Source organism: Mucilaginibacter rubeus (genome assembly GCF_014643835.1).
Classification (GTDB): Bacteria; Bacteroidota; Bacteroidia; order Sphingobacteriales; family Sphingobacteriaceae; genus Mucilaginibacter; species Mucilaginibacter rubeus.
On sequence record NZ_BMKD01000001.1, the window covers coordinates 483,273 to 505,609 of the forward strand.

Annotated in this window: 16 protein-coding genes, 1 tRNA gene and 1 pseudogene; 6 read left to right on the plus strand and 12 right to left on the minus strand. The window is 42.2% G+C overall.

The genetic code is table 11. The features are described from left to right. Positions 1-95: 95 nt before the first annotated feature. The 4 genes from IEX80_RS02005 to IEX80_RS02020 form a co-directional block, all read right to left on the minus strand. Entirely contained in the window at positions 96-479 is a 384-nt protein-coding gene (locus IEX80_RS02005) for a VOC family protein (RefSeq protein WP_188831765.1), read from the minus strand. Between the two features lie 64 nt (positions 480-543). After that, complete coding sequence (locus IEX80_RS02010) at positions 544-765, minus strand: hypothetical protein (RefSeq protein WP_090525068.1); 222 nt, start codon at positions 763-765, stop codon at positions 544-546. A gap of 105 nt (positions 766-870) precedes the next feature. Continuing rightward, the gene (locus IEX80_RS02015; protein ID WP_188831766.1) at positions 871-1,305 is read right to left on the minus strand and encodes a VOC family protein; all 435 of its coding nucleotides are present in this window, start codon (positions 1,303-1,305) and stop codon (positions 871-873) included. Positions 1,306-1,471: 166 nt separating this feature from the next. After that, entirely contained in the window at positions 1,472-2,221 is a 750-nt protein-coding gene (locus tag IEX80_RS02020) for an NUDIX hydrolase (protein ID WP_188831767.1), read from the minus strand. Between the two features lie 143 nt (positions 2,222-2,364). Here IEX80_RS02020 and IEX80_RS02025 point away from each other — a divergent pair, with 143 nt between their 5' ends. Continuing rightward, positions 2,365-3,996 (plus strand): carboxylesterase/lipase family protein, encoded by a 1,632-nt coding sequence (locus IEX80_RS02025; protein ID WP_188831768.1) that lies wholly within the window; start codon positions 2,365-2,367, stop codon positions 3,994-3,996. An 80-nt stretch (positions 3,997-4,076) separates the two neighbouring features. On the opposite strand, the gene IEX80_RS02030 is transcribed toward IEX80_RS02025, so the two are convergent. After that, positions 4,077-4,436: a hypothetical protein gene (locus tag IEX80_RS02030; protein ID WP_188831769.1), complete on the minus strand. Its 360-nt coding sequence runs from the start codon at positions 4,434-4,436 to the stop codon at positions 4,077-4,079. Between the two features lie 139 nt (positions 4,437-4,575). On the opposite strand from IEX80_RS02030, the gene IEX80_RS02035 reads away from it, so the two are divergent. The 4 genes from IEX80_RS02035 (at position 4,576) to IEX80_RS02050 (ending at position 7,451) form a co-directional block, all read left to right on the plus strand. Next, positions 4,576-4,770: a hypothetical protein gene (locus tag IEX80_RS02035; RefSeq protein WP_176624244.1), complete on the plus strand. Its 195-nt coding sequence runs from the start codon at positions 4,576-4,578 to the stop codon at positions 4,768-4,770. A gap of 50 nt (positions 4,771-4,820) precedes the next feature. Next, positions 4,821-5,345 (plus strand): Fe-S protein assembly co-chaperone HscB, encoded by a 525-nt coding sequence (gene hscB / locus IEX80_RS02040; protein WP_188831770.1) that lies wholly within the window; start codon positions 4,821-4,823, stop codon positions 5,343-5,345. Between the two features lie 19 nt (positions 5,346-5,364). After that, a tRNA-Leu gene (locus IEX80_RS02045) sits at positions 5,365-5,444 on the plus strand. A 147-nt stretch (positions 5,445-5,591) separates the two neighbouring features. Then, on the plus strand, positions 5,592-7,451 hold the full coding sequence (locus IEX80_RS02050) for a WG repeat-containing protein (protein ID WP_188831771.1): 1,860 nt from the start codon (positions 5,592-5,594) through the stop codon (positions 7,449-7,451). A gap of 210 nt (positions 7,452-7,661) precedes the next feature. On the opposite strand, the gene IEX80_RS02055 is transcribed toward IEX80_RS02050, so the two are convergent. From IEX80_RS02055 to IEX80_RS02080, 6 genes and pseudogenes are all read right to left on the minus strand, one after another. Further along, positions 7,662-7,949, minus strand: a complete 288-nt coding sequence (locus IEX80_RS02055; RefSeq protein WP_188831772.1) for a hypothetical protein — start codon at positions 7,947-7,949, stop codon at positions 7,662-7,664. A 60-nt stretch (positions 7,950-8,009) separates the two neighbouring features. Beyond that, the gene (locus IEX80_RS02060) at positions 8,010-10,484 is read right to left on the minus strand and encodes a DUF5686 and carboxypeptidase-like regulatory domain-containing protein (RefSeq protein ID WP_229701485.1); all 2,475 of its coding nucleotides are present in this window, start codon (positions 10,482-10,484) and stop codon (positions 8,010-8,012) included. Positions 10,485-10,739: 255 nt separating this feature from the next. Continuing rightward, positions 10,740-11,363 (minus strand): annotated as a pseudogene (locus tag IEX80_RS02065) (alpha/beta fold hydrolase); the annotation flags it as partial. Positions 11,364-11,631: 268 nt separating this feature from the next. After that, on the minus strand, positions 11,632-13,905 hold the full coding sequence (locus IEX80_RS02070) for a tetratricopeptide repeat-containing sensor histidine kinase (RefSeq protein ID WP_188831775.1): 2,274 nt from the start codon (positions 13,903-13,905) through the stop codon (positions 11,632-11,634). Positions 13,906-14,114: 209 nt separating this feature from the next. Then, the gene (locus tag IEX80_RS02075) at positions 14,115-14,396 is read right to left on the minus strand and encodes a 2Fe-2S iron-sulfur cluster-binding family protein (protein WP_188831776.1); all 282 of its coding nucleotides are present in this window, start codon (positions 14,394-14,396) and stop codon (positions 14,115-14,117) included. Between the two features lie 78 nt (positions 14,397-14,474). After that, positions 14,475-16,823 carry a PAS domain S-box protein gene (locus IEX80_RS02080; protein ID WP_188831777.1) on the minus strand — a complete coding sequence of 783 codons (2,349 nt, stop codon included), beginning with the start codon at positions 16,821-16,823 and terminating at the stop codon, positions 14,475-14,477. A gap of 241 nt (positions 16,824-17,064) precedes the next feature. On the opposite strand from IEX80_RS02080, the gene IEX80_RS02085 reads away from it, so the two are divergent. Next, complete coding sequence (locus tag IEX80_RS02085; protein WP_090525095.1) at positions 17,065-19,377, plus strand: PAS domain S-box protein; 2,313 nt, start codon at positions 17,065-17,067, stop codon at positions 19,375-19,377. 144 nt (positions 19,378-19,521) lie between these two features. On the opposite strand, the gene IEX80_RS02090 is transcribed toward IEX80_RS02085, so the two are convergent. Continuing rightward, positions 19,522-21,903 (minus strand): ABC transporter permease, encoded by a 2,382-nt coding sequence (locus IEX80_RS02090; protein ID WP_188831778.1) that lies wholly within the window; start codon positions 21,901-21,903, stop codon positions 19,522-19,524. Positions 21,904-22,337: the final 434 nt, after the last annotated feature.

The following is a 22,337-nucleotide window of genomic DNA, read 5'->3' on the forward strand; positions in this document are numbered from 1 at the left end:
AAGTTAATAACCGTCGAGGAATTTATTCCCACGGCGGGTAGCTGTAATTCCCCAAAATGGGATTTAATTTATACCGGGTATAGGTATTTATAGCGCTACTTTTCTATCACGGATAAAAAATTTCCGGCGGGGTCTTTAAACCAGGCTATTTTGGGGCCCCCATCAAGAAAAATGCCTTTTTCGTTTGTCTTAAAATTCTCCTGGTTATAAATCTCAAACTTAACACCGCGTGCGCTGAGTTCATCAACTGTTTTTTCCACATCATCAACCGGGAAATTCAAGATTGTGAAGGTAGCCGGGGTATGGTTGGGTTTAGTGTATATTAATATGGGGGTGCTCCCTGTAATATTAAGGTTAAGTAAGCCTTGCATTTCGGGTACATCACTTACATCTAACCCAAGTACATCAGCATAAAACGCCCTGGCTTTAGCTGTATCATCTACCGAAAATCCGCTGAATGCTTTGCTGTCTTTTAACATGATAGTTGACTTTTTGTTATTGATACTACCTTGCTTTTTAATAATTTGTTTTGTAAAAGTGAGTTTAGCCTTCCAAAACTTCGGCCCGGCAACCTAACTCATTTAAAAAATTGATAAGCGAGTGGGCGCATAATGTGCCGCTATCGCACTGTACCCGCAAAATCCGGTCACAATCATCAAGATCGAAATTGGCTTTATGGTTGCCAAACGTGCTATGGATGGCATTCAAAAGCATATTAGCCTGGCGGCGTTTATTTACATTGGTTTTAAAAACTTCTACTATCATAAGCCTGTTTTGGTGTGTACCTAAAACTTTTGGTTGAACAATAGAAATGTTTGATTTTTTAGGGACGGTGTTTGGTTCACCAGCCCCTAAAGAATCAATAAATTATTATTTGGTGGCGTTAGGATTGTATGTGATCATCCAGTTTATGCCAAACCTGTCGGTAAGCCAGCCAAAATAATCGCCCCAAAACTCATCATGCATAGGCGAAACAGCGTTACCGCCTTCGGCTAAACCGCTATACAGTTTGTCTGCCTCCTCTCTTGATTCGGCACTTATGGTGAGCGAGAAGTTATTACCCATAGTTACGAATGGCATACCTCCCGCGCCAATCGCATCCGTACCCATCAGCATGCTGCCATTAGCAAGGGGGAGTGCAATATGCATAAGCTTATCCTGGTCTTTTTCGGGTGTATTGGCAGCCGCAGGCGAGTCTTTAAAACGCATAACCATTGCAAACTCACCACCGAATACTGACTTGTAGTGGTTAAAAGCTTCTTCGGTATTACCGTTAAAGTTTAAATAAGGATTGATAGCTAACATGATGTGATGTTTTTTGTAGATTTATAATTGAGTGATTTTATAAAAGTAAAATTAAGTCTTGTACCCTAACATAGGAGGGGGGTATCAAGACATGTTAAGGGGTTAATTGCGACATTGTTTCATCGCAAAACACACAGATGGATCAATAAAGAGGGTATTGCCGGCTTTAGCTATTATCCGCCGGCACTCCGTCCGAAACAAATTTATATAGGTATGGTGCCTTATGCGCGCCGCCAGTCCATTTTTTTGCCACCCGCTCCAAAATACCCAGCCCCAGCATTTTACGCTGAAAAGCAGCGCGGATCAGCTTTTTGTTAAGAATGGTTTCGTAGAGCGATTGCAGGTCGCCCATGGTAAATTCCTCGGTCATGAGGTTAAAACCTATCAGCTTTTGGTCAAGCTCATTCTGCAGGGTTTCCAGCGCTTTATTAATAATTTGCTGATGGTCCTGCATCAGCGCAGGCAGTTCATTCAGGCTGTACCAGTCGCAGCTATCAGATATTTCATCGGGTGTTGGGATAGCCTTGGTAAAATCAACCAGCGCATAGTATCCCACCGAAATAAAACGCTTTAATAACCAGTGATCAGCGGGTGGGTTATAGCCACGGGCCTGCATAATGGCCTTAAGCGGCCCGGGATCATACCGGCTGTAATTGCCAAAAACATAAAACTGTTCCAGGTAGATGTTGGTTAAGGCTGTTCGGCTTTGAAGTACCCGCCACGCCGCTTCGTTCACATTCTCATTATCATGAATAAAGCCGCCGGGAAGCGCATATAGCCCGGTATTTTTATAAGCCAGCAGCAATACCTTTAATTGGTTGTCATGAAAACCAAAAATAACTGTATCTATAGCAAGACCTGGTAGAAAACCCTCGCCCGCGATGTTATTTTCCAGTTGGTAAAACTCTTTATTCATGTATCGTAATAAAACAAAGGCACAAGTAAATAAAAAAAATTGATAGCTATCGAAAAATAATTTATTATTGTAACAAATTGATACAATAAGGATCGAATTCAAAAAATCTCCATCAATTAAACCGGACTAACCAAATACCAGTAATGAAGAAATCAATTTTAGTAATGCTGTTGCTTGCACAAGTTGCCTCGGTAAAAGTAATGGCGCAGCTATCGGCAAACAAAATCACCGTTGAGAACGGTGCGCTTGAGGGCACTCGCGAAGCATCAAACGTATTAAGTTTTAAAGGTATTCCTTTTGCACAGCCGCCCGTGGGCGATTTGCGCTGGAAAGAGCCTCAGCCCGCCAAAAACTGGGAGGGTACATTAAAGGCCGATCATTTTGCCCATAACCCCATGCAGAAGCCCATTTTTGGTGATATGGGCTTTCGTTCATCGGGTATGAGTGAAGATTGTTTATACCTTAACGTATGGACACCTGCAAAATCAGCCAAAGAGAAGCTGCCTGTATTGGTTTATTTTTACGGTGGGGGCTTAATGGCCGGCGATGGTTCTGAGTCGCGCTATGATGGTGAAAGCATGGCAAAAAAAGGCATTGTTGCTTTAACTGTTAATTACAGACTTGGTGTATTTGGCTTTTTTTCGCATCCCGAATTAACTAAAGAATCACCTAACCATTCGTCGGGTAACTACGGGTACCTTGATCAGCACCTGGCCTTGCTTTGGGTACAAAAAAATATAGCTGCCTTTGGCGGCGATCCCAAACGGGTTACCATTGCGGGTGAATCGGCGGGATCTATCTCGGTATCGGTGCAAATGGCTTCACCTTTATCAAAAGACCTGATTGCGGGTGCTATCGGCGAGAGTGGCGCGGGGATCAAGCCAACACTGTTCCCTATACCATTGGCTGATGCCGAACAAAACGGCGTTAAGTTTGCCGCTAACGAGAAAGCCAACACCCTGGCTGATTTGAGGGCCATACCCGCCGAACAATTGCTGAACGATGCTTTTAAACCCGGTACGCCGCCAATGTCGGCCACTATTGATAATTACCTGTTGCCAAAATCGTTGCCTGAGATCTTTATGGGGGGCGAACAAGCCAAAGTTCCTTTGTTAGTGGGCTGGAACTCGGCCGAAGTGCCATTCCAGTTCATGATGCGCGGCGATGCGCCAACTCTTGAGAATTATACCAAAACACTGAAACAATTATATGGCGACAGGGCAGAGGAAGCATTGAAACTATATCCGGCTGCTAATGACGGGGAGGTGATCAAAGTTGCAACCGACCTATCAAGCGACCGGTTTATCGTATACAGCACCTGGAAATGGGCCGACTTGCAGGTACAAACAGGAGGGAAGCCGGTTTATCGTTACCTGTTTTCACGGGTTCGCCCGGCCATGGTGGCTTCTATGGGGAATGCCACCCCGGGGCTTGCCGGCGGTGTGGTTAAGGGCGATGCCGCAAAACCGGCCCCGAAAATGCCGCCACCTGTGGGTGCTGCCCATGCTTCAGAAATTGAATATGCCATGGGAAACCTGGCCGGGAACAAAACCTATGCCTGGACACCCGATGATTTCAAAGTATCCGAAACCATGGAAAACTATTTTGCCAACTTTATAAAAACTGGCAACCCTAACGGCGCAGGCTTGCCAAAATGGTCGGCAATTAAGGATAACAATCATGTTAAATTCATGAATATTGATGTTAATAGCGAGGAGATGCCGGAGGTTAACCGGGCGCGCTACCTGTTTTTGGATAAAGATTACATGAAATAAGAAATAAGATTTTTTCAGACAAATGGGCTGGCTCCTGTGATTTTTCGCAGGGGCCTTTTTTGTGGATCAATATCATACATTTATATAATGAAGTTTTGTCCGGTAAAAAGCGTGTTATCCAAATGGTTGTTAACTGCCATTATAATACCTGGCTTTTTTACTTTTTCAGGGCTTACTGCCCAAACTGCAGATAAGGTAGCTCTATCTGATACAACTTTAGTTGTCAGTTTTGTAAACAGGGTCTCAAAATCATTATCATATAAAGCTGCTCTTAAAACGGCTAAGCGGAATAATCGTTCAACTTTTATTTCCGGGGATAGCTGTCCTGCTGCGTTAAGCTTTTTGCATAGCAGGAAAGCCGATGTCAACATTAAACAAACTTCGAAATTGTTTATACCCGGCAGACTCAACAAACAGGCTCTTTTCAATAAAGATTTCAATCCGGATTTAGGCGATGCCGATAATTCCCTCATAGGATAATTCTTCCTTACTGATTACCCAATGTGGTAATCATTCCCATAAATTATTTAGGAACAAACCTAAAAGGATAATACCTGTCGTTTATTTTCTGAGATCGAAATGAAAAGACTTAAAAAGTTCATAAGGCTTTGCGGGCTTATATTGTTTATGGCATTGGCCACTGCCGGGATAGGTATATTGGGCGTAGCGCCCACTTTAACTAAAGACAGAAAGCTGTTTGTAGATATGCACCCCAAAACAGAATTGGTAGAAAAAGCCGAAACCGACCAACGCGTAGCAGATAACTTATTTTAACATGAAGTTGATAGCGGCATGGATAAATTGTTAATAGTTATCTTTGCCCTATGAACTATTTTGAATTTTATGGCATCCCCGAATCTTTTAAGGTTGATCAGGCGCTGCTTAAGAAAAAGTTTTACGAGCTGAGCAAGCTTTACCATCCCGATTTTTATGCCAATGAGGATGAAACCAGGCAACAGGAGATCCTGGAGCTATCTACCCTAAATAACAAGGCTTACCATGCGCTTGGTGACCCCGCAAAGCGCATGGAATACATTTTAAAACTGCACGACCTCGTATCTGAAGGGTCAAAACCACAATTGCCTGCAGATTTTTTAATGGAAATGATGGATATTAATGAACGCCTTATGGAGGTTGATGATGCAACGCACCTGGCTGCCATAACCGCAGAAACACTTGCTATTGAAGGGGATATGAATGAAGAGCTGGCGAAGTTGACAAAAGACTATGAACAGTTGGACGATACCGCGAAGGAAAGCCGCCGGATAGAAATTGCAAATATTTACTATAAACAAAAATATCTGTTGCGAATTAAGGAGAGTTTATCTACATTTGCAGCCCGCTTGTAAGGAAAGACACTTACAACATGCCCAGCTGGCGGAATTGGTAGACGCGCTGGTCTCAAACACCTGTGGGAAACCGTGCCGGTTCGACTCCGGCGCTGGGTACAGGTAAAGTTAGGTACTACCTAACTTTACTGTAATAATTAGAAACCCTCTTTACAAATGCGTAGAGAGGGTTTTGTTTTCTCCACAAGTCATAATCCTCACTATTCAAGCTTTCATTTATAAATCTAATAAACGTAATTTTATTAAATGGATATTATGAAATCAAAGCCAACAATTAAAATAGAAGAACAATACTATTTAGGCAAATTTGACAACGATTTGTATGTTAAGATTTCTAATTATGGAAAATATGGAATAGTAAATATTGACGGAGAAATTGTTGTCCCTTGTATTTATGATGATATCGTTCCCATCGAAAAAGATTATAATACAACTTGGCAAAGAACTTACGATGGTTTTAGTTTTGGGAGTTCGGGATATGCTGCCGTGTTACAAAACGCTAAATGGGGAGTTATAAATAAACAGAATCAATTAATCTTAAATTGTGAATTTGAAAAAATTAACTGCTATTCAGAAGGCTTATTCAGCATAGTAAAAAATGAAAAATGTGGATGTGCCGACTTGGACGGCAACATAATAATCCCTTTCGGCTATACTCATATCTACGGGTTTAATAACGGATATGCTGTTTATTATTACGCTGAAATAACTAAGTATACTGCTTTAAGGTCTGTTACTCACAATTCACCTCGCTACGGCGTTATTAATAAAAAAGGACAGATAATAATAGAGGCTAACTATGCCAAAATGATACAATTACCATTGGGGTCTAATTTTGTTGTAGGTGAAACATCTGATAAATATTCATATCTGATAAACGTAACCGGGCAAATATCTTCAATAAGTGAATTTGAACTCATTTATAACTTTATTAATGGCTATGCAATTATTAGAGCAACTGAAGATCAATATGGTGTGATAAATGAAATAGGACAAATTATAATACCGCCTGTTTATAATGGAGCAGACTATTTAGGTAATAAAGCTTTTCTTGTATATAAAAACGAAATTCTTGATACCAGGAAGTATTTCCTGATAAACGAGAAAGGAGAAATTTTAAGTCAAACCGGTAAATTTTCTTACATAGAAAAACGCAATGGCTACCTGTTTTATCAAGAATACTATTCCAAATATGCTTCTAAAATTGGTGTATTGAATGACGGATTTAACATTTTATTACGTGCTAATTATTTCGATTTACATGTTTGCCGAAATGGTATTCTTTCTGTAAAAACTGAAAAATCAGGTAAAAGAATGTTAATTGATTTCAAGGATAACATATTGTTAGAAATAGATGATCATATTATAGATGATTTTAAAGTCTGGTATAATATAGATGCCAGCAAGTTAGTTTTAGCGCCAGTTGATCAACAGCTCTGTGCAATTAACAATTCGGGTACAATTGTTAAGAAACTTAATTATTCATTCGCATTCCATCTGTCAATAAACCCATTTGACGGTAGCGATTATTTGTACTTAACCTTAAACGGCTCAAAGACTGATAGTAACTGGGTTGATTATATTGGCAAATGGGGATTAATGGATTCGGACTTTAATGAAATTATAACACCGAAATACGATCAATTGGAGCCTTTCAAAAAAAATAAAAATTTAATATTGGTTGCTAACGGCCACATTAATTACCCTCACAGATATGAAACTGAAGATGGTGATAGTATTTCTGCAGAAGGGTTAGTATACGGAGTTATTAATTACCTTAACGAAACTGTTATTCCTTTTGAATATAATAAGATTGATGAGACGGATTATAATCTGTTTGTTGTTTATCAGGGTGGAAACATGGTTTTTGACGGTGACGATTATGAATGGCACTATGAAACTGTGAAAAAAGGAGTAGTAGATATTAAAGGAAGATTGATTGTCCCGCTCATTTATAAAAACATTTCCATCCAAAATCACATATTCGCCTTCCATGAAGATCCTCTTGTAACTGTACCAACTAGTTATGATGTTTTCGATTTATTTGGGAATAAGCTGCTTAAGCCTTTGCCCCAATTTAGGCGTAAAACGTTGAATAATTTTTAGATGTATGGATATCCAAACTATATAGGACATTCCTTGATTCTCGACAAGAAGAAATATTGAAAATTTCAAATTTCCGGTTCAATTCAAAACCGCTACATAAAAAAACAGAAGCCTATTAAAATCAGTTTTCATTTATCCATTAACTTTCTTTTATAAATCCTTTCGATTTTAGATCATAGATTATTGGTTCTATAAGCCGCAAAAAGCTTTCTAAATATTGAAAGTATTCCCGCTGATCGGTACCGAGCCGGGATGAAAGCTTTTCGAAGTTTTTATCCCGGCTTTTTTTCTCTCTAATCTGTTGTTAATCATGTAAATAAAAAATTCCGCCGAGTTAATTTGAGCGGTTCGTACAGCTTTTTCTAAGATCTTCCATTTTTCCGGAAAGATCGAACCAGTAATCAGCCTCTTTTCGTCAATTTCAGCCTCTCTATACAGTTTAAACAGCATATTTAGCCGCAACAACAATGCTCCGTCTATAATTTCGGCGTTATCCATCTGTTCAGTGTTATTTTCCTTCAAAGTTTTTAACCCCGCTTCAATTTAGTTTCATTGGTTTTAAAATTCAGGTTGGAAACTGAATTTGATGCTGAAGACGCGTGCGCCGGGTTGGTCAAGATAATTGCAACGGCGAATAAGGTCGATCCGCAAAAATTTGAAAATATTGGCTATACCGGCCCCGACTTCAACATACGGTATGCTGCCAAGGGTGTAGGTGCCGTTGGAGCCTTTGGTTGCAGCAGGTAAGCGATAAAGGCCTGTGCTTTGAGCCGGATCATTTTCGGCACGCAAGCCACCGTACAATATTTTGGCAGAGATGAATTCCCGCCATTTTAGATGCTTGATTAGCGGGACTTTGTTTAGCAGGAAGCCGTTAAAGGTGTGCGTAAGGTTAAGGCCAACGTAATGATCGCTCACAAATTCAAGATAGTTCATGGCATTATAAGCATCTCGATTGTAGGCGAGCGATTGATTGGCGGGGCTGATATTGAGCAAGGGAAAAGGCACTTTGCCCAGCACGTAGCCGCCGAGCAGGGTAACATCGGTGAAGCCTGCCTGAGAGAGATAAAAGCGCTTATAAATGTTAATTCCAAAGTCGGTATATGCATACTTGCCACCAAAGCTACGGTTAATAAGAAGGTCATAAATAGGATAAGGGTTATGGATACTATGACGCGTACGGCTGCCCTGAATAAGCTCTTCGTGCGGCGCATAGCGTAAGTGAAGATTTAGCTCGCTGGTAGTTAAATTGTTCACCAAACTACCATCATCATTTTTTTGATAAACCAGTGCTGCAGCAGGTGTTTGCTGCCAGTTTTTATAACCCAGAATGTACGAGAAATGATTTTCGAAATCACGGAAGTATTGTAGCTCAAATATTCTGCTATATAGCCAATAGTTGGTTTTTCCGGTTTGAAAAGATGAGAATGCTGTAGCACGGTTGGTTACCGAAAAAGTATGACCAGGTACATCTACATCATATAAATAGCTTACCTTAAAATAATTATTAGGAAAACGATAGGGCGCTGTTTTATTTAAAGAAAAATAAGCGATTGCATTCCCTTTTACCCGATGGTCTTTAGTGCCATAAGCGCCATATCCCTCAAAATAAAAGGTGCTATCCAGCAATGGAGTAGTTCGTCCGCCCAATTCCAAATGCAGGCCTTCCTGGCTATTAAAAGATAAAAAATGTGCAATTGGTCCGATTTGCACTGGCCCCGTATCGGCATAGCCCGCCGTAAGTGTAGACAGCCACCACATAGTTCTTTTGTAAGACGGCATTTGTTCCAGTTTGTACAACTTTTCGTAAACCTGTGCCTGGCCTTTGCTAAGCGTATCAAAACCAGCTTTGCCCGTAGCCACCTGTAAAGTCTCACCCTGGTAAAATGCCGCACTCTGCGGCGCGCCGATTTTGTAGTTACGATATATCACCTTACGCTCACCAAATATACCCCAACCTTTTTTAGTCAGCCCAAAATCTGCCTTAACCCTACTGCTGGCCAGTTCATACCGACCGCCGGTTTGCCGGGCAAAATCTAACAGTACATCAAAGCTTCTAACAAAATTTACATTGATCTTCCCATTTAGCCTTAATTCACAGGCGGTTACTGAAAAACGTCCGTCCAACGTCACAACCAACTTGCCCTCAAATAACAAATCTCCTTTTGTACGCGGCGTAAAAGCGAGCTCCACCTGTTTACCCATAGCTGTGCTAATGGTATCTGTAATAAAAAACTTATAATAATTTGGCGCATGATCCGCTATCGGGCTCAAAAACTGGTTAGCTATAATAAATAGGTTATTCTCATAAATATCCACCTGATGACCGTACAGTTGATTTACATAAAGTTTAACCCCCGCGGTGTCAATAAACTGCAATATATTAACGCCTTTATAGGCTCTCTGTATCTGTATTTTCTTCTCCGGTTCCTTTCGAAAATAAATGTCCGAGAGCTTTTCTTCCAGCAACACTGGCAAAAAAGTTTGCCCCTGCACCGTATCCAACATAAACTTATATTGGCTAAAAAATTTACTTTCAACCACTTTCTGCGGTAAATTAAAAAAAGATAGCCCCATTCGTTCATACTGTTCATATTGCAAATAAGCTGCAGCCTCTGCCCGGTTCTCCTGCTTATGATCGATCACTTGCTGAATGAGCGCGACTGCCAGATTTCCTTTGTTGCGATAACGCTGCCCTCTCACCGAGGTTATCGTTACATTTGCCAGCTCATTAGCATCCCGTTCAAGCAATACTTGTAATTTATTCGCTTGCCCGGGTACAATTACTTTGACGGTGGGTAAATAACCAACATGTGAAAATGCTACCTGTGTAAACGTTACTGCTCCGGCCAGCCGAAACCGTCCCAGCGAATCTGCCTGGGTGCCAATATTACTACCTGCAAAAGTCACTGAAACTGATGCGAGGGGCTCACCACTGGAGGCATCTACCACTTGCCCTGTTACTAACGTCTGCGCTGCGGCCCATAAGCCTGATATTGAAAAGCATATCAAAAAACAAAGACGCAAACGCATGATTAATTAACCATTTCTGTGAAAATATGTTTTTGTCTTAAAAAGCATTCAGATAGTCTTCACTTTCTTTTTCGACCTAACAACTCCTAAAAATAAATACAATCATGAACCTGTTTGGCATTTGGGCTATAGCTCGGTTGAATGGCTGTATTTTCAGACCGAAGAAGAAAATTGTCTTTGAGAGTTTCCTCGTTTGTTGACTGATTTGCCGTATCGCATCATTCAAATATTATGGGTCAGGACTACGTAAATGACCTATTTATCTATACTCAGTAAAATTTCAGTCAATTCATCGGGGCGATGCTCCATAACATTATGTTCACAATCAATCACCTCCACTCGCCATTCCGGAGAATTTTTATGTAATTCATATAGTTGCCGGAAAGGAGTATTTTCCCAGCCGCTGAGATAGATAAAAGTAAGATTTCGAATTTGCTTGTAGTTACCAATTAATCGTAGACTTTGCATAAAGGTAGCCAAAGGGTGTGGGCGCCTTCTACTATCAGAACCTGGTCTGCTAACTACATTAAATCCATCCGCCGCGGCGCCAGCTGCAAAAAGCTCGCGATATTGATCGCTAGTTAGCTTCCAACATGAATCCCCGTCTTTTGGAATATAGGCATCTATGTGTACAAGCCCGAAAATATTTTCAGGAATAATATCAGCTACACCTGTAATAACCATTCCAGCATAGCTATGCCCGCATAATATCACATTGGTCAATTTCTTTTCAACAATAAAATCAATGACAAATTGAATATGAGTTGTCAAATTGATGATCTTGTGTTGGCTAACGGTTTTTTGCTCGAGTCCGGGTAATGTTAAAGAAAAACAATCTTTTTCATACGATTTCATTCGCGTTGTTATTGGATCAAATACCCACGCACCATGTCACCCACCTGGTATAAATAAATAAGTTTTTTTAGTTTTTTCAATCATTGGTCGAAAAGTGTTAGTGAATATTGTGCTTTACTTCAAGTTTTTAGAAGACGAAAGCTAACGGTAATAAAACGACTGCGCTGTGAAAAAACAACGATCAACCCGAAAAGCTTTTGATTAAAAGAAGTTTATTTTTCATTGTGATATGTTAAATATTTATGAACAATCTAAGATTTTGCCGGGTCGAAGGGTTTTCAATTAACGTGCACTATAAATAGTCCTTTTCTACAAAAGCTTCTTCCCGGTTTTGTTCAATAGGAAAGGTTATCATTACGGTAACGCCATGGCCATTTTCAATTACAAATTTCCCTTTTAACTGTCTGCCAAGCGCTTTCATCATTTCCATCCCAAGGGAATTAGCTTCACTAAAGTCAAAGTCGGGAGGGAGGCCGCGACCGGTATCAGATACCTTTAAAATTGCGTTTTCATCGTCTGATGTTGACAGGCTCACCTTGATCTCGCCGCCCCTATGATCAAAAGCATATTTTATAGCGTTGGTGATAGCTTCGTTTAATATTAAACCGATGGGTACCGCCAGGGCCGGATCAAGGTTAAGAGGATTTAATACCTGGTTTATTTTGATCTGCCTGTAACCTGTATCGAATGAATCGCTCAGGTAATCGATCAATTCGCCGATATAAGCGGGCATAGATACAAGGGCGGTGGTTGTACTGCTGTAGAGTTTCTGGTGTAAAAGTGCGATAGCATTTACCCGGTGCTGGCTGCCGCGAATTGCTTCAAGCGCGATATCGTTTTGTAAATAAGCCGATTGTGTGTTCAGAATGCTCATTACAATTTGCAGGTTGTTTTTTACACGGTGATGTACTTCTTTCAACAACCATTCCTTTTGTAGCAGCAGATCTTCCAGCAAAACGTTTTTGGAAGTGATCACCTCGTTGCTTTTTTGCTTATGTACGTTTTGCCTGAATAATAAAGCCGCTATGACCAGCAATAAAAATATGGCGCCGATAGTAAGGTTTTTAACCAGGTTGGCCTGCTGTAAATTAGCCTGCTCAAGCTTGCTCTTTTGGTTTAAAAGTGTAATTTGTGCTTCTTTTTGCCGGGTTTCATACTCAATTTGCAACTGCTCAATCTGTTTGCTTTTGGTGGTATTAAATATCGAGTCTTTGATGGTATTGGCTGATATAAGATGATGAATAGCCGACTGATACTGTCTCCGGCTGGTATCCAGGCCAAACCAAAGAGTTTCATTGGTGCCAAGGTCATTGTCATTACCAATCTTCCTCAATAGGTCCTGGTTCATTTTGAGGTATTTTAACGCTTCGGCAAACCTTGCGGTTGCGGTGTAAAACTTAATGATCAGTTCATAATAGCTGGTCCGCGCATATAAATTGAGGTTGGGATTGTTGGTTTGTTGTATCAGTTTGTCGCAGTAAAGTTTAGCCGTATCATACTGTTTTAATGCCAGGTAAATTTTAAGATAGGTTTGACTTACCTCATCGCCTCCTTCATATAACTTACCGGAGGGATGCGCAAATTTTTGAGTCACCTGTGTTAAAAAGGCTTTGGCTTTTTGGGGCTGATGCATCCGGAGGTAAACATCAACTATATTGCCTGCCAGCAGGTATATGGTTGCATTATCTTTCTCTGATTTAGCAATTTCCAAAGCACGTGAAAAATAATTGATGGCCTTTTGATTGTCGCCAAGCTTTACAAAATCATAGCCCAGGTTATTGTTGATCTGGCATATTAACCTCACATTATCCGCGTGGCTTGCGGTGGCAATTTTCAGGGCCCTTAGTTCATAGCTGATAGCTGTTTTATAGTCGCCCTGGGTATAATACAGCCTTCCTAATAACGCGTAAAGCCCCTGGGTTTCGGTGTAGTGAGCCTGGTCATAATAGGCTAATGCCTTTTTAGTTTCGGCAAAAGCAAGGGTATAATCATTCATCATCTGGTGCAGGTCGGCTAATAACCGGTAACACCTGGCAAGTTCAACCAGTTGGTTTGTACGTTCAAAAGCACCGACGGCCAGATTTAAATAGCGAATTCGGGAAACCATGGTTTGCTGCAAAAAATCCTGACTGTAATATTCAGATAACTCAAAATAAGCTTTACCGAGCAGCGCCCAGTTATGTGCCTGCTTAATTTGCTGTGTGGTTTGTTCAAGCAATGCGCGGCCGTTTTTGGATTGGCCTTTCGACTTGTAAAAAGCCGAACGGATCAATGCAATGCGAAAGTTGGTTTCAGACTGCGGAGAGCGGTAATTAAGCTGTTCGGCCTGGTTAATAAAGTGAGAAGCACTATCCAATTGTGCAGTGGAAGGGTGGCGCAGATGGGTGAAAAACTCCGCCAGTTGCAGCGCAACATGGATGCGGTTGGCGGCAGAACCCAGGAAGCTTTTTTGCGAAAGCAAAGAATCAACATGGCGCCTGGTAATTTCCTGCGCGTTTGCCGAAATGGCCAAAAGAAAGCACAGGATAATCAGTTTGCATTTTCGTATCGTGTCAGCTCGTTTCATCTTTGGTTGGGAGCCTGTCTGCATCAATCTTTTTTTTAAATTTAGGTATATTCAAGTACATCTGCTAATTTAAAAGCTATACTTGTGTGATGTAATTTATTAGCATTCAGTGATTTTAAAGCTTTGTTAAAAGAAATGATTAACAACATCGAAAAAGAAATAGCATAAAAAAAACATTAGCAAGGCTATATCAGCATTCACGGGATCTTTTAATATATTCTATCCGGTATAAATATATCCGTATTTGATAGATCCTCATTGATCAGGATGCTGCAGCTCAATACATTTCTTTTAATTGTTGAGTGATGGCCGGTAATTTGTACCAAACAGGTGCCGCAGCTCCCCATTCCGCAGCACAGCCCAAAGCCCGGAATTGCCAGCTTATCACATATGAGCGACATTAAACTATGATATTGCCCGGGGAGTGTATGGATACGTTCGCTATTGCCCAGGTGATGCAATGTAAATAGAATGGTGTTTTTTTCGGGCATCGTATGTTACTTTAAACTTTAACGGGTGCGATAGGTAAATTAATAAAAAATCCCCGGTTACCCGTAATGATGCTCGGTTTAAGCCAGTGGTAAACTGAAGTGAAAAACAGATCCTGTACCGCTTTCGCTTTCTGCCCAGATCTGTCCTTCGTGCCGGCGGACGATCTCGGCACTTAAATAAAGCCCTATACCGAAACCTGAAATATGACGGGTTTGGTTACTTTCAACCCGGTAATAACGGTCAAAGATCCTCGGCAGGTCCTGGGCATTAACCCCCATCCCCTCATCTTTTATGCTAACCTGGGCAAAGCCATTGACCGGAGCGCATTTCACTTCAATCTTCCCGCGTTTGGGCGAGTATTTAACGGCGTTGCTAATCAGGTTGGAAATTACCGAGCCGATCTTTTCCCTGTCGGCGTTAACCTGCACATGATTACTGATATCAATGTCAATAATATGAGTGGAAACAGTGAGCCCGTATTCCTCAACAACTTCCCTGATCAGTAGGTCCAAATCAAATAATTCTTTATTAATAGCGATTTTACCTGATTCCAGGCGCGATATATTCAGGAAACCGTTGATCATGCTGCTCATTCTCTTCGCCTGGATCTCCGCCTTTTCCATAGCGCCCGCGAGAAAACTATCAGGATTATTTTTCAATTTGAGATTAGCTACCTGGATCAACGCCATTAGTGAGGTTAATGGGGTTTTAAGTTCATGGCTCACCATACCTATAAAATCATTTTTTCGCAGCTCGTCCTGTTTCTGTTCTGAAATATCCCTGGCGATCTTGGAAACCCCGGTGATCTTTCCGTGTTTGTCGCGTATAGGCGAAATGGTTAGGGATACGTCCAGGACACGACCACCGTTTGCCAGCCTTTTTGTCTCAAAATGCTCCATGCGTTCCCCGTTTTTCAGGCGGGTTATGATCTGCGGTTCCTCATCCTGCCGGTCTTCCGGAACCAGTTTAAGAATAGATTGTCCTATCATTTCGGAGGCCGGGTAACCAAAGATCCTTTCTGCCGATTTGTTCCAGCTGGTGATCGTCCCCTCCAGCGATTTGCCTATTATTGCATCATCTGATGATTCTACGATGGCGGCCAGTTTGGCACTGCGTTCCTCTGCTTTTTTCTGATCGGATATGTCAAGCGCGATCACCAGTCCGGCATACACCATTCCCCGTTCATCTGTTAATGGTACAAAATCTACCTGCAGATCATGGCCGCCGGTGCTTTTAAGTTCGGTCCTTATCTGCTCACCGTTCAACATCCGCTCATAATACTCCCTGGTTATGGCATATCGCTCCGGAGAGTTAAGTTCGGCCATATGTAAACCTGCATAACTATCTCCATTGTACCCTAATTTTTGCATCAGTTCACCTTCCATCGTTATCAGGTTATGTTCTCTGTCAATAACGAGGACCAGCGAGCGGGGAATATTGACGGCGATAGAACGGAATAACTGCTCCTTCTTTTGTATTTCGTCCCTGCTTTTTTGTAGTTCCTCATTACTTGCCAGCATTTCTTCGTTTGATGCCGCAAGTTCTTCGTTAATCGCGGTAAGCTCCTCATTAAGAGCTTGCGTTTCCTCTTCACTTTCTGCAAGGGATTTAGTGCGTGAAGCTACCAATTCCTCCAGCGATCCGTTCATCCGTGAAAGTGCCTGCTGTGCCTCCAAAAGCTCCCCATTGATTGAGAGGAGTTCCTCGTTTGTTGTGCTGATCTCTTCATTAGCCGCGGTAAGCTCCTCGTTAAAAGCCGCGGTCTCCTGTTCTTTCACCTCCAGTTCCTGCTGCAGGCGTTCTTTTACCTTTACATCCCGAATTGCACTAATATATGACAGAGAGGCGATCACAACGGCGAGTATGAGCATTGCGATTATGGCTGCAGGAGCAACAAAGGTATAACGTTCCAAAACCGCCCTGCGTTCGTCCAATAGTTTGCTTTCGGTATCTTCTGCATGGTCAACGGCAAGGCGCAATGCATCCATGGCAGATCTTCCTTCTTCCAGATCGGCTGTGGAAACAACCTGTTGATGTTGTTTTTTTGAAACAAGTTGTTCCAGGATGGCCATTCGCCGGGTTAGTATCGCTTGAATGCTTGCCAGGTTGGCTTGCTGCAGAGCGTTATCGGCGGTTAAGGCACTTACCTCACTAATCAGGCGCTGTGTTTTGAGATAGGCACCCTTATAAGGGCCTAAGAAGGCGGTTTTGCCGGTAAGCAGAAAGCCACGCTGCCCTGTTTCTGCATCTTTCATCGATGAAATAGCTTGTTCAAGCTTCTGGATCACCAGCGTGCTGTGGCCAACAGCGTTATTGCTATTTAGCAAATTATTAATCGTATTATAGGAAAAGAATCCGACGATCAGCAGGATCAATATCGAAAACCCGTAGCCGAGCTGTAAATTGCGGGTAAAGTTCAGTCGCATGGAGATACCGGGTATCAATGATGTTAAGTGGTATACAATAATTTATGTTTTTACGAAAAAAACCAAAGGGATGGTTTGGCGTTACCGGTAATAAATATCGAAGGTAACATAGATGTTACAATTATTGGGGCTTGCTATTTATACAACGGTTTAATTTTAATTCAGGGGCTTAATTTTTTTAATTGGTAACTTACTAATTAACAATAACGTTTAACAACTTTATTGATTTTACTGACTATATATGAGAAAAGGGGCGTTCGGAATTGCCTTTGCTTATTTGTTGATTAGCCTGCTGTGGATCCTGTTCAGTGACCGGCTGTTGTTTTATTTCGAAGGAATACTTAGCCCCCACCAATACCTGTGGCTGAGTTTAGGAAAGGGGTGCCTGTTTGTGATGGTTACAGCAATTGCTCTTTACGTTTTGATCAGGTCAGAAGAACGAAGGTTGAAACAGAGCGAAAAGCAATACCGGAGCATGTATGAATCCAATCCAAACCCAATGTGGATTTACGAGCCGGGGACACTCCGTTTCATTTCGGTAAACGATGCCGCAATTGCGGTTTATGGCTACAGTGCGGAGGAGTTCAGGCAACGGACAATATTGGATATCAGGCCTTTGGAAGACCGGGAGAATGTGATTGCTTCGTCCGATCGGGTAGACAGTAAGCTCAATGATAGCGGTACCTGGCGTCACATTAAAAAGGACGGGCAACTGATTTATGTAAATATTACCTCGCATAAAATCTGGTTCAATAAAAAGCCCCATATCATGGTTATGGCTCGTGACATGACCGAACGGGTAGCATTTGAGCAAGCTCTTGAAAAAGTAAACCAGGAGCTTTTAGAAGAAAAACACAAGCTTAGTGAAACCCAGTTGTTGTCGCGGGTGGCCGGATGGGAATTCTACCCCCGTGAAAACAAGCTGATATGGTCAGACGAAGTTTATCGCATCGCAGGTTTGAAGCGGGATGGGCGCGAAGCATTCGATATTTATGTAAATCACATTTTTCCGGAAGACCGGCCGCTGATGATCAACGCTTTGCATGAGCTCATCAGTACCGGTAAACAACTCGATGTAACGCACCGCATCACTGCCCTGGATGGCACAACCCGTTATATCCGGCAGCTTGCCCGCGTTGAAAGCACCGGGGAGCAGGAACTTAAGATAGCAGGTTCGCTACAGGATATTACTGAGCTCAAGCAATTGGAAATGGAGCGTAATCGGTATCAGTATAGCTTTGAGCATACGCTGAACAGTATTACCGATTGCTTTTTTGAGCTCGACCGCCAAATGAAGATAACCCGGATAAACGACATCTTTCGGGAGATGGTTAAAACAGACAGAAGCCAGATTATTGGTGCAAGTATTTTTGAGTTTTTTCCTAAAGCCGAAAATAAGTTTTATCATGTTTACCATAAAGCGCTTGAAGAAAGGGTTATTGTAAGGCACGAAGATTACTCGGTTATCCTGCAGCGCTGGCTCAGGATGGCTGCTTATCCTACCGATGAAGGTGTTGCCGTATACTTCGCCGACATTACCGAAGACAGGCTTAAAGACGAACGGTTAAAAGAAGCAGTTGAACGTTACGAACTGGTGGCCCAGGCGACGAGGGATGTTGTTTATGACCTTAATATTGTTGAAAACAAACTGATATACAATACAAGCCTTACACATTTGGTGCAAATATCGCTCGACGAAATCAGTTATGAACTGGAATGGTGGCGGTCGCTGATCCATCCGGATGATATGGAAGAAGTAGTGAGCAGCCAGGAAAGGATCAGCCGTGCCGGTTTAACCAATTGGGAATGCGAATACCGGCTTAATTGCGGTAAAGGTGAATATAAATACGTGATGGACCAGGGGTATTTTATATATAACGAACAGAAGCAACCGATACGACTGATAGGAGCGGTAAGAGATATTGATGCCCTTAAACGCAGCACCCAGGAAAATAAGCGGTTGGCAGGGATCATCAAACAGGTAAATAATATGGTGCTTATTACAGATGATCTGCGCAGGGTGCAATGGGTAAATAATGCCTTTGTAGAGCTGACCGGTTACGCCATGGAAGAGGTGGTAAATAAGATGCCGGGTGATTTTTTGACAGATCCCGATGACCCGGTGATCCAAACGTTATTAAGGAAACAGCAGGCCAGGGAAGCTTTTGGTATTGATACGATCATTTATACCAAAAACAGAACCCCGGTTTGGGTATCAGCCCAGTTAACCCCTGCATATGATGAAGATAACGCTTTTCAGGGCTACATCATCGTTTGTCAGGATATAACTTACCGTAAAGAAAAAGAAGAAGAGGTTAACAGGCAGAACCGTTTACTCCGTGAGATAGCGTGGATAAGCTCGCATGAGATCAGGCGGCCTGTGGCAACTATGCTCGGATTGGTAAACTTGCTGGATATGGCAGAAGATGAGAACGAGCGAAGAGAGATTTTTTCAAAACTCCGCGAATGCGCGCGGGAAATGGACAGCATGGTGCATGAGATCCACCGTCGCATTGAAGCGGAAAAAGTAATGCAAATTGCGCGCGATCTTTAAACAGGTAACTTAATGGTTAGCATAACGGCTTAGTAAAAATTTAACATTACGGCATTTATCGTTTTAGCGAAAACCTGCCAAATAAAATTAACGACAGGTCTTTTTTTAACTTCACCCCACTATACCGTAACCGGAATTTTCCGGTTATTCGCTTTTTAGGCTCTTTACCGGGCTTGTTAACGCTGCTTTTATCGTCTGTAGGCTAACCGTAAGCAGTGTGATGACAAGCGCTGTAAAACCGGTAATAATAAATATCCACGCCGATATACCCGCCCGGTAATCAAAATGCTGGAGCCAGTTGTGCATCAGGTAAAACGCTATCGGTGTAGCTAACAGTAATGAAAGCATGACCAGGCTAATGAAATCTGCAGATAATAACCGCCAAAGGTTGAAAACTGTTGCCCCCAGCACCTTGCGAACGCCGATTTCTTTCACACGTTGTTCGGCCATAAAGGAAGCCATGCCAAATAATCCAAGGCAACTGATAAAGATTGCCAGCCCGGCAAAGAATGCGGCCAGCCTGCCGATGCGCTGCTCGTTACCAAATTTCTGAGCGAAGGCCCCGTCGATAAAAGTATATTGGAAGGGCTGCTCAGGATTAAAACGTTTAAATACCCTCTGGATATTTGCTATAGCAGTACCGGCGCTCACCTTTGGATTAATACGCAGTAATACGGCGCCTCCGGCATCTTTATTAAAAAAGTAAACGCATGGCTTCACCTGTCCGTATGGCGAATCGACAATAATATCTTTGATCACGCCGATGATTTTAAAAGTGACGCCATAAAAAGTAATACTATTTCTTAAAGGGTCCTTCATCCCCATAAACTTCACGGCGGATTCGTTGATGACTACCGCTGTTGAATCAGTCAGAAAATCTTTAGAAAATTCCCGTCCCTCCCTGAATTGCCATCCGGCGGTTTTTCCGTAGCCGGCCGAAACGCCATTCTGCTGAAAATCTATGCTCAGGTTCGGATCTTTATCTTTCCATTCAATGGCACTGGTGCTGCCCGCGGTTTGTGTTGGGTTTACATCTCCCTCTGCTGCGGAAACCACTGTGCCGATTTTGTAAAGTTCATCTTTTACGGCTTCGAAACTTTTATGGATTTGGTCTGTACCCGGGTTAACTGATAATAACCCGTCGCGGGTATAACCCACAGGTCTGTCTTTTGCAAATTGTATTTGCCTGAAAACAACAATGGTGCCTATAATTAGCGTAACAGATACTGTGAATTGCAGCACTACCAATGCTTTGCGGGGGAGGGCAGCCATTTTTCCAACCCTGAAAGCTCCCTTCAGTACCTTTACAGGTTGGAAAGAAGACAAATAAAAAGCGGGGTAACTACCTGCCACTATGCCGGTAAACAAGGTAAAGCCTATTCCCATAAGCCAGAAAAAAGGGTTAGTCCAGGGGATAGTTATTTGTTTGCCGGCTACTTCATTAAAAAAAGGCAAACTCAATTGCACAAAAAGCAGCGCAAGTACAAAGGCAAAGGATACACATAATACCGATTCACTAAAGAACTGATAGATCAGCTGGCCCCTGGCCGAGCCGATAGCCTTGCGGATACCCACCTCGCGGGCACGCTTTTCAGACCGCGCAGTGCTCAGGTTCATGAAATTGATACAGGCCAGTAGCAACACAAATACGCCAATAATACCAAACATCCATACATACTGGATACGGCCGCCTGTATTTTTACCATCCTTAAATTCATCATAAAGATGCCATTTGCTCATGGGCTGCAGGAACAGCGCAGGTTTCTTTTTAGCGAGAACAGCGCTCACATTACGCAGCTTGGCATCTTTTATTGTTGATGAGATGACCGATAGGTCGGCGCCTTCGGCAGTTTGAACATATAGCGTACAGAAGTTTGGCCGCCATGGTTCACGCATCGATCTGATGTCATTGGCAGTAAACCCCATATCAAAGGGCGCGATAAAATTGAGGCCAGCAAATGTGGCATTTGAGGGCATGTCTTCAAACACGCCTCCAACTTTTGCATTGTAATGGTTATCAATCTTTAAAGTTTTGTTGGTCGGATCACTGTCGCCAAAATAAGCTTTAGCCGTTGAAGCGGAGATCAGGATAGATGAAGGATCGATAAGCGCATTGCGGTTGCCTTTCAGCATTTGCAATGTAAACATTTCGGGGCCGTTAGGTTCCATGAACATGCCGGTACGGTTGAGTTTTTTGTTGTCAAGCGCCAGCATGTGATCGCCATAACCGGCGCTGTTCACCACTTGCTTAAAAAGTCTTCCGTAGTTTTTGCGCAGTTCCGCGGCCAGGGGCAGCGGAACTGATTGCCATGTTTGCACTTCCCCGTTATTGGTTACATTTTGAATTACCTGGGCAATAGTGTCTCGGTTTTTATGATTGCTATCAAAGGATAGCTCATCCCATATCCACAGGCCGATCAGCATAGCTACTGCCATACCAACAGATAGCCCGGCGATATTGATAACAGAGTGTACCTTGTTTTTGATAAGGTTACGCCATGCAATTATTAAATAATTTTTGATCATAAAATTGATTGTTTAATTGGCAGCCACCGATGCGCAGACAGGCCTGCTTCAAGAATATGCATTAAATGTGTGCCAAATGATTAATTTATTGTAAGTCAATTGAATGCGATGTGTGTGTGTCTTGGAATCGTTCGTTTTCGCACAGTGATTGTGCGGTTGCGGATGGTTGATTTCGGATCTGTTTCGGTGGAATGTAACTTTTTTAATAAATGTTCTTTTATCTGGATACCGAAAATGCCTTTTAACGTTGAGTATCAATCTGAAATATAGGTGTCTTGTAGAAGATCATGCGTTGCCGCCGTTACGGTGCCATTATTTCGCTTTCCCCTGATTAACTATTTTTTACAAGTCTAACCTTAAGGGTTACCAACTATTGTTTGGTCAGCAAAGAAGAAGGCCGGCGGCTATCCTTCATAGGGTAGCCGTCGGCATAT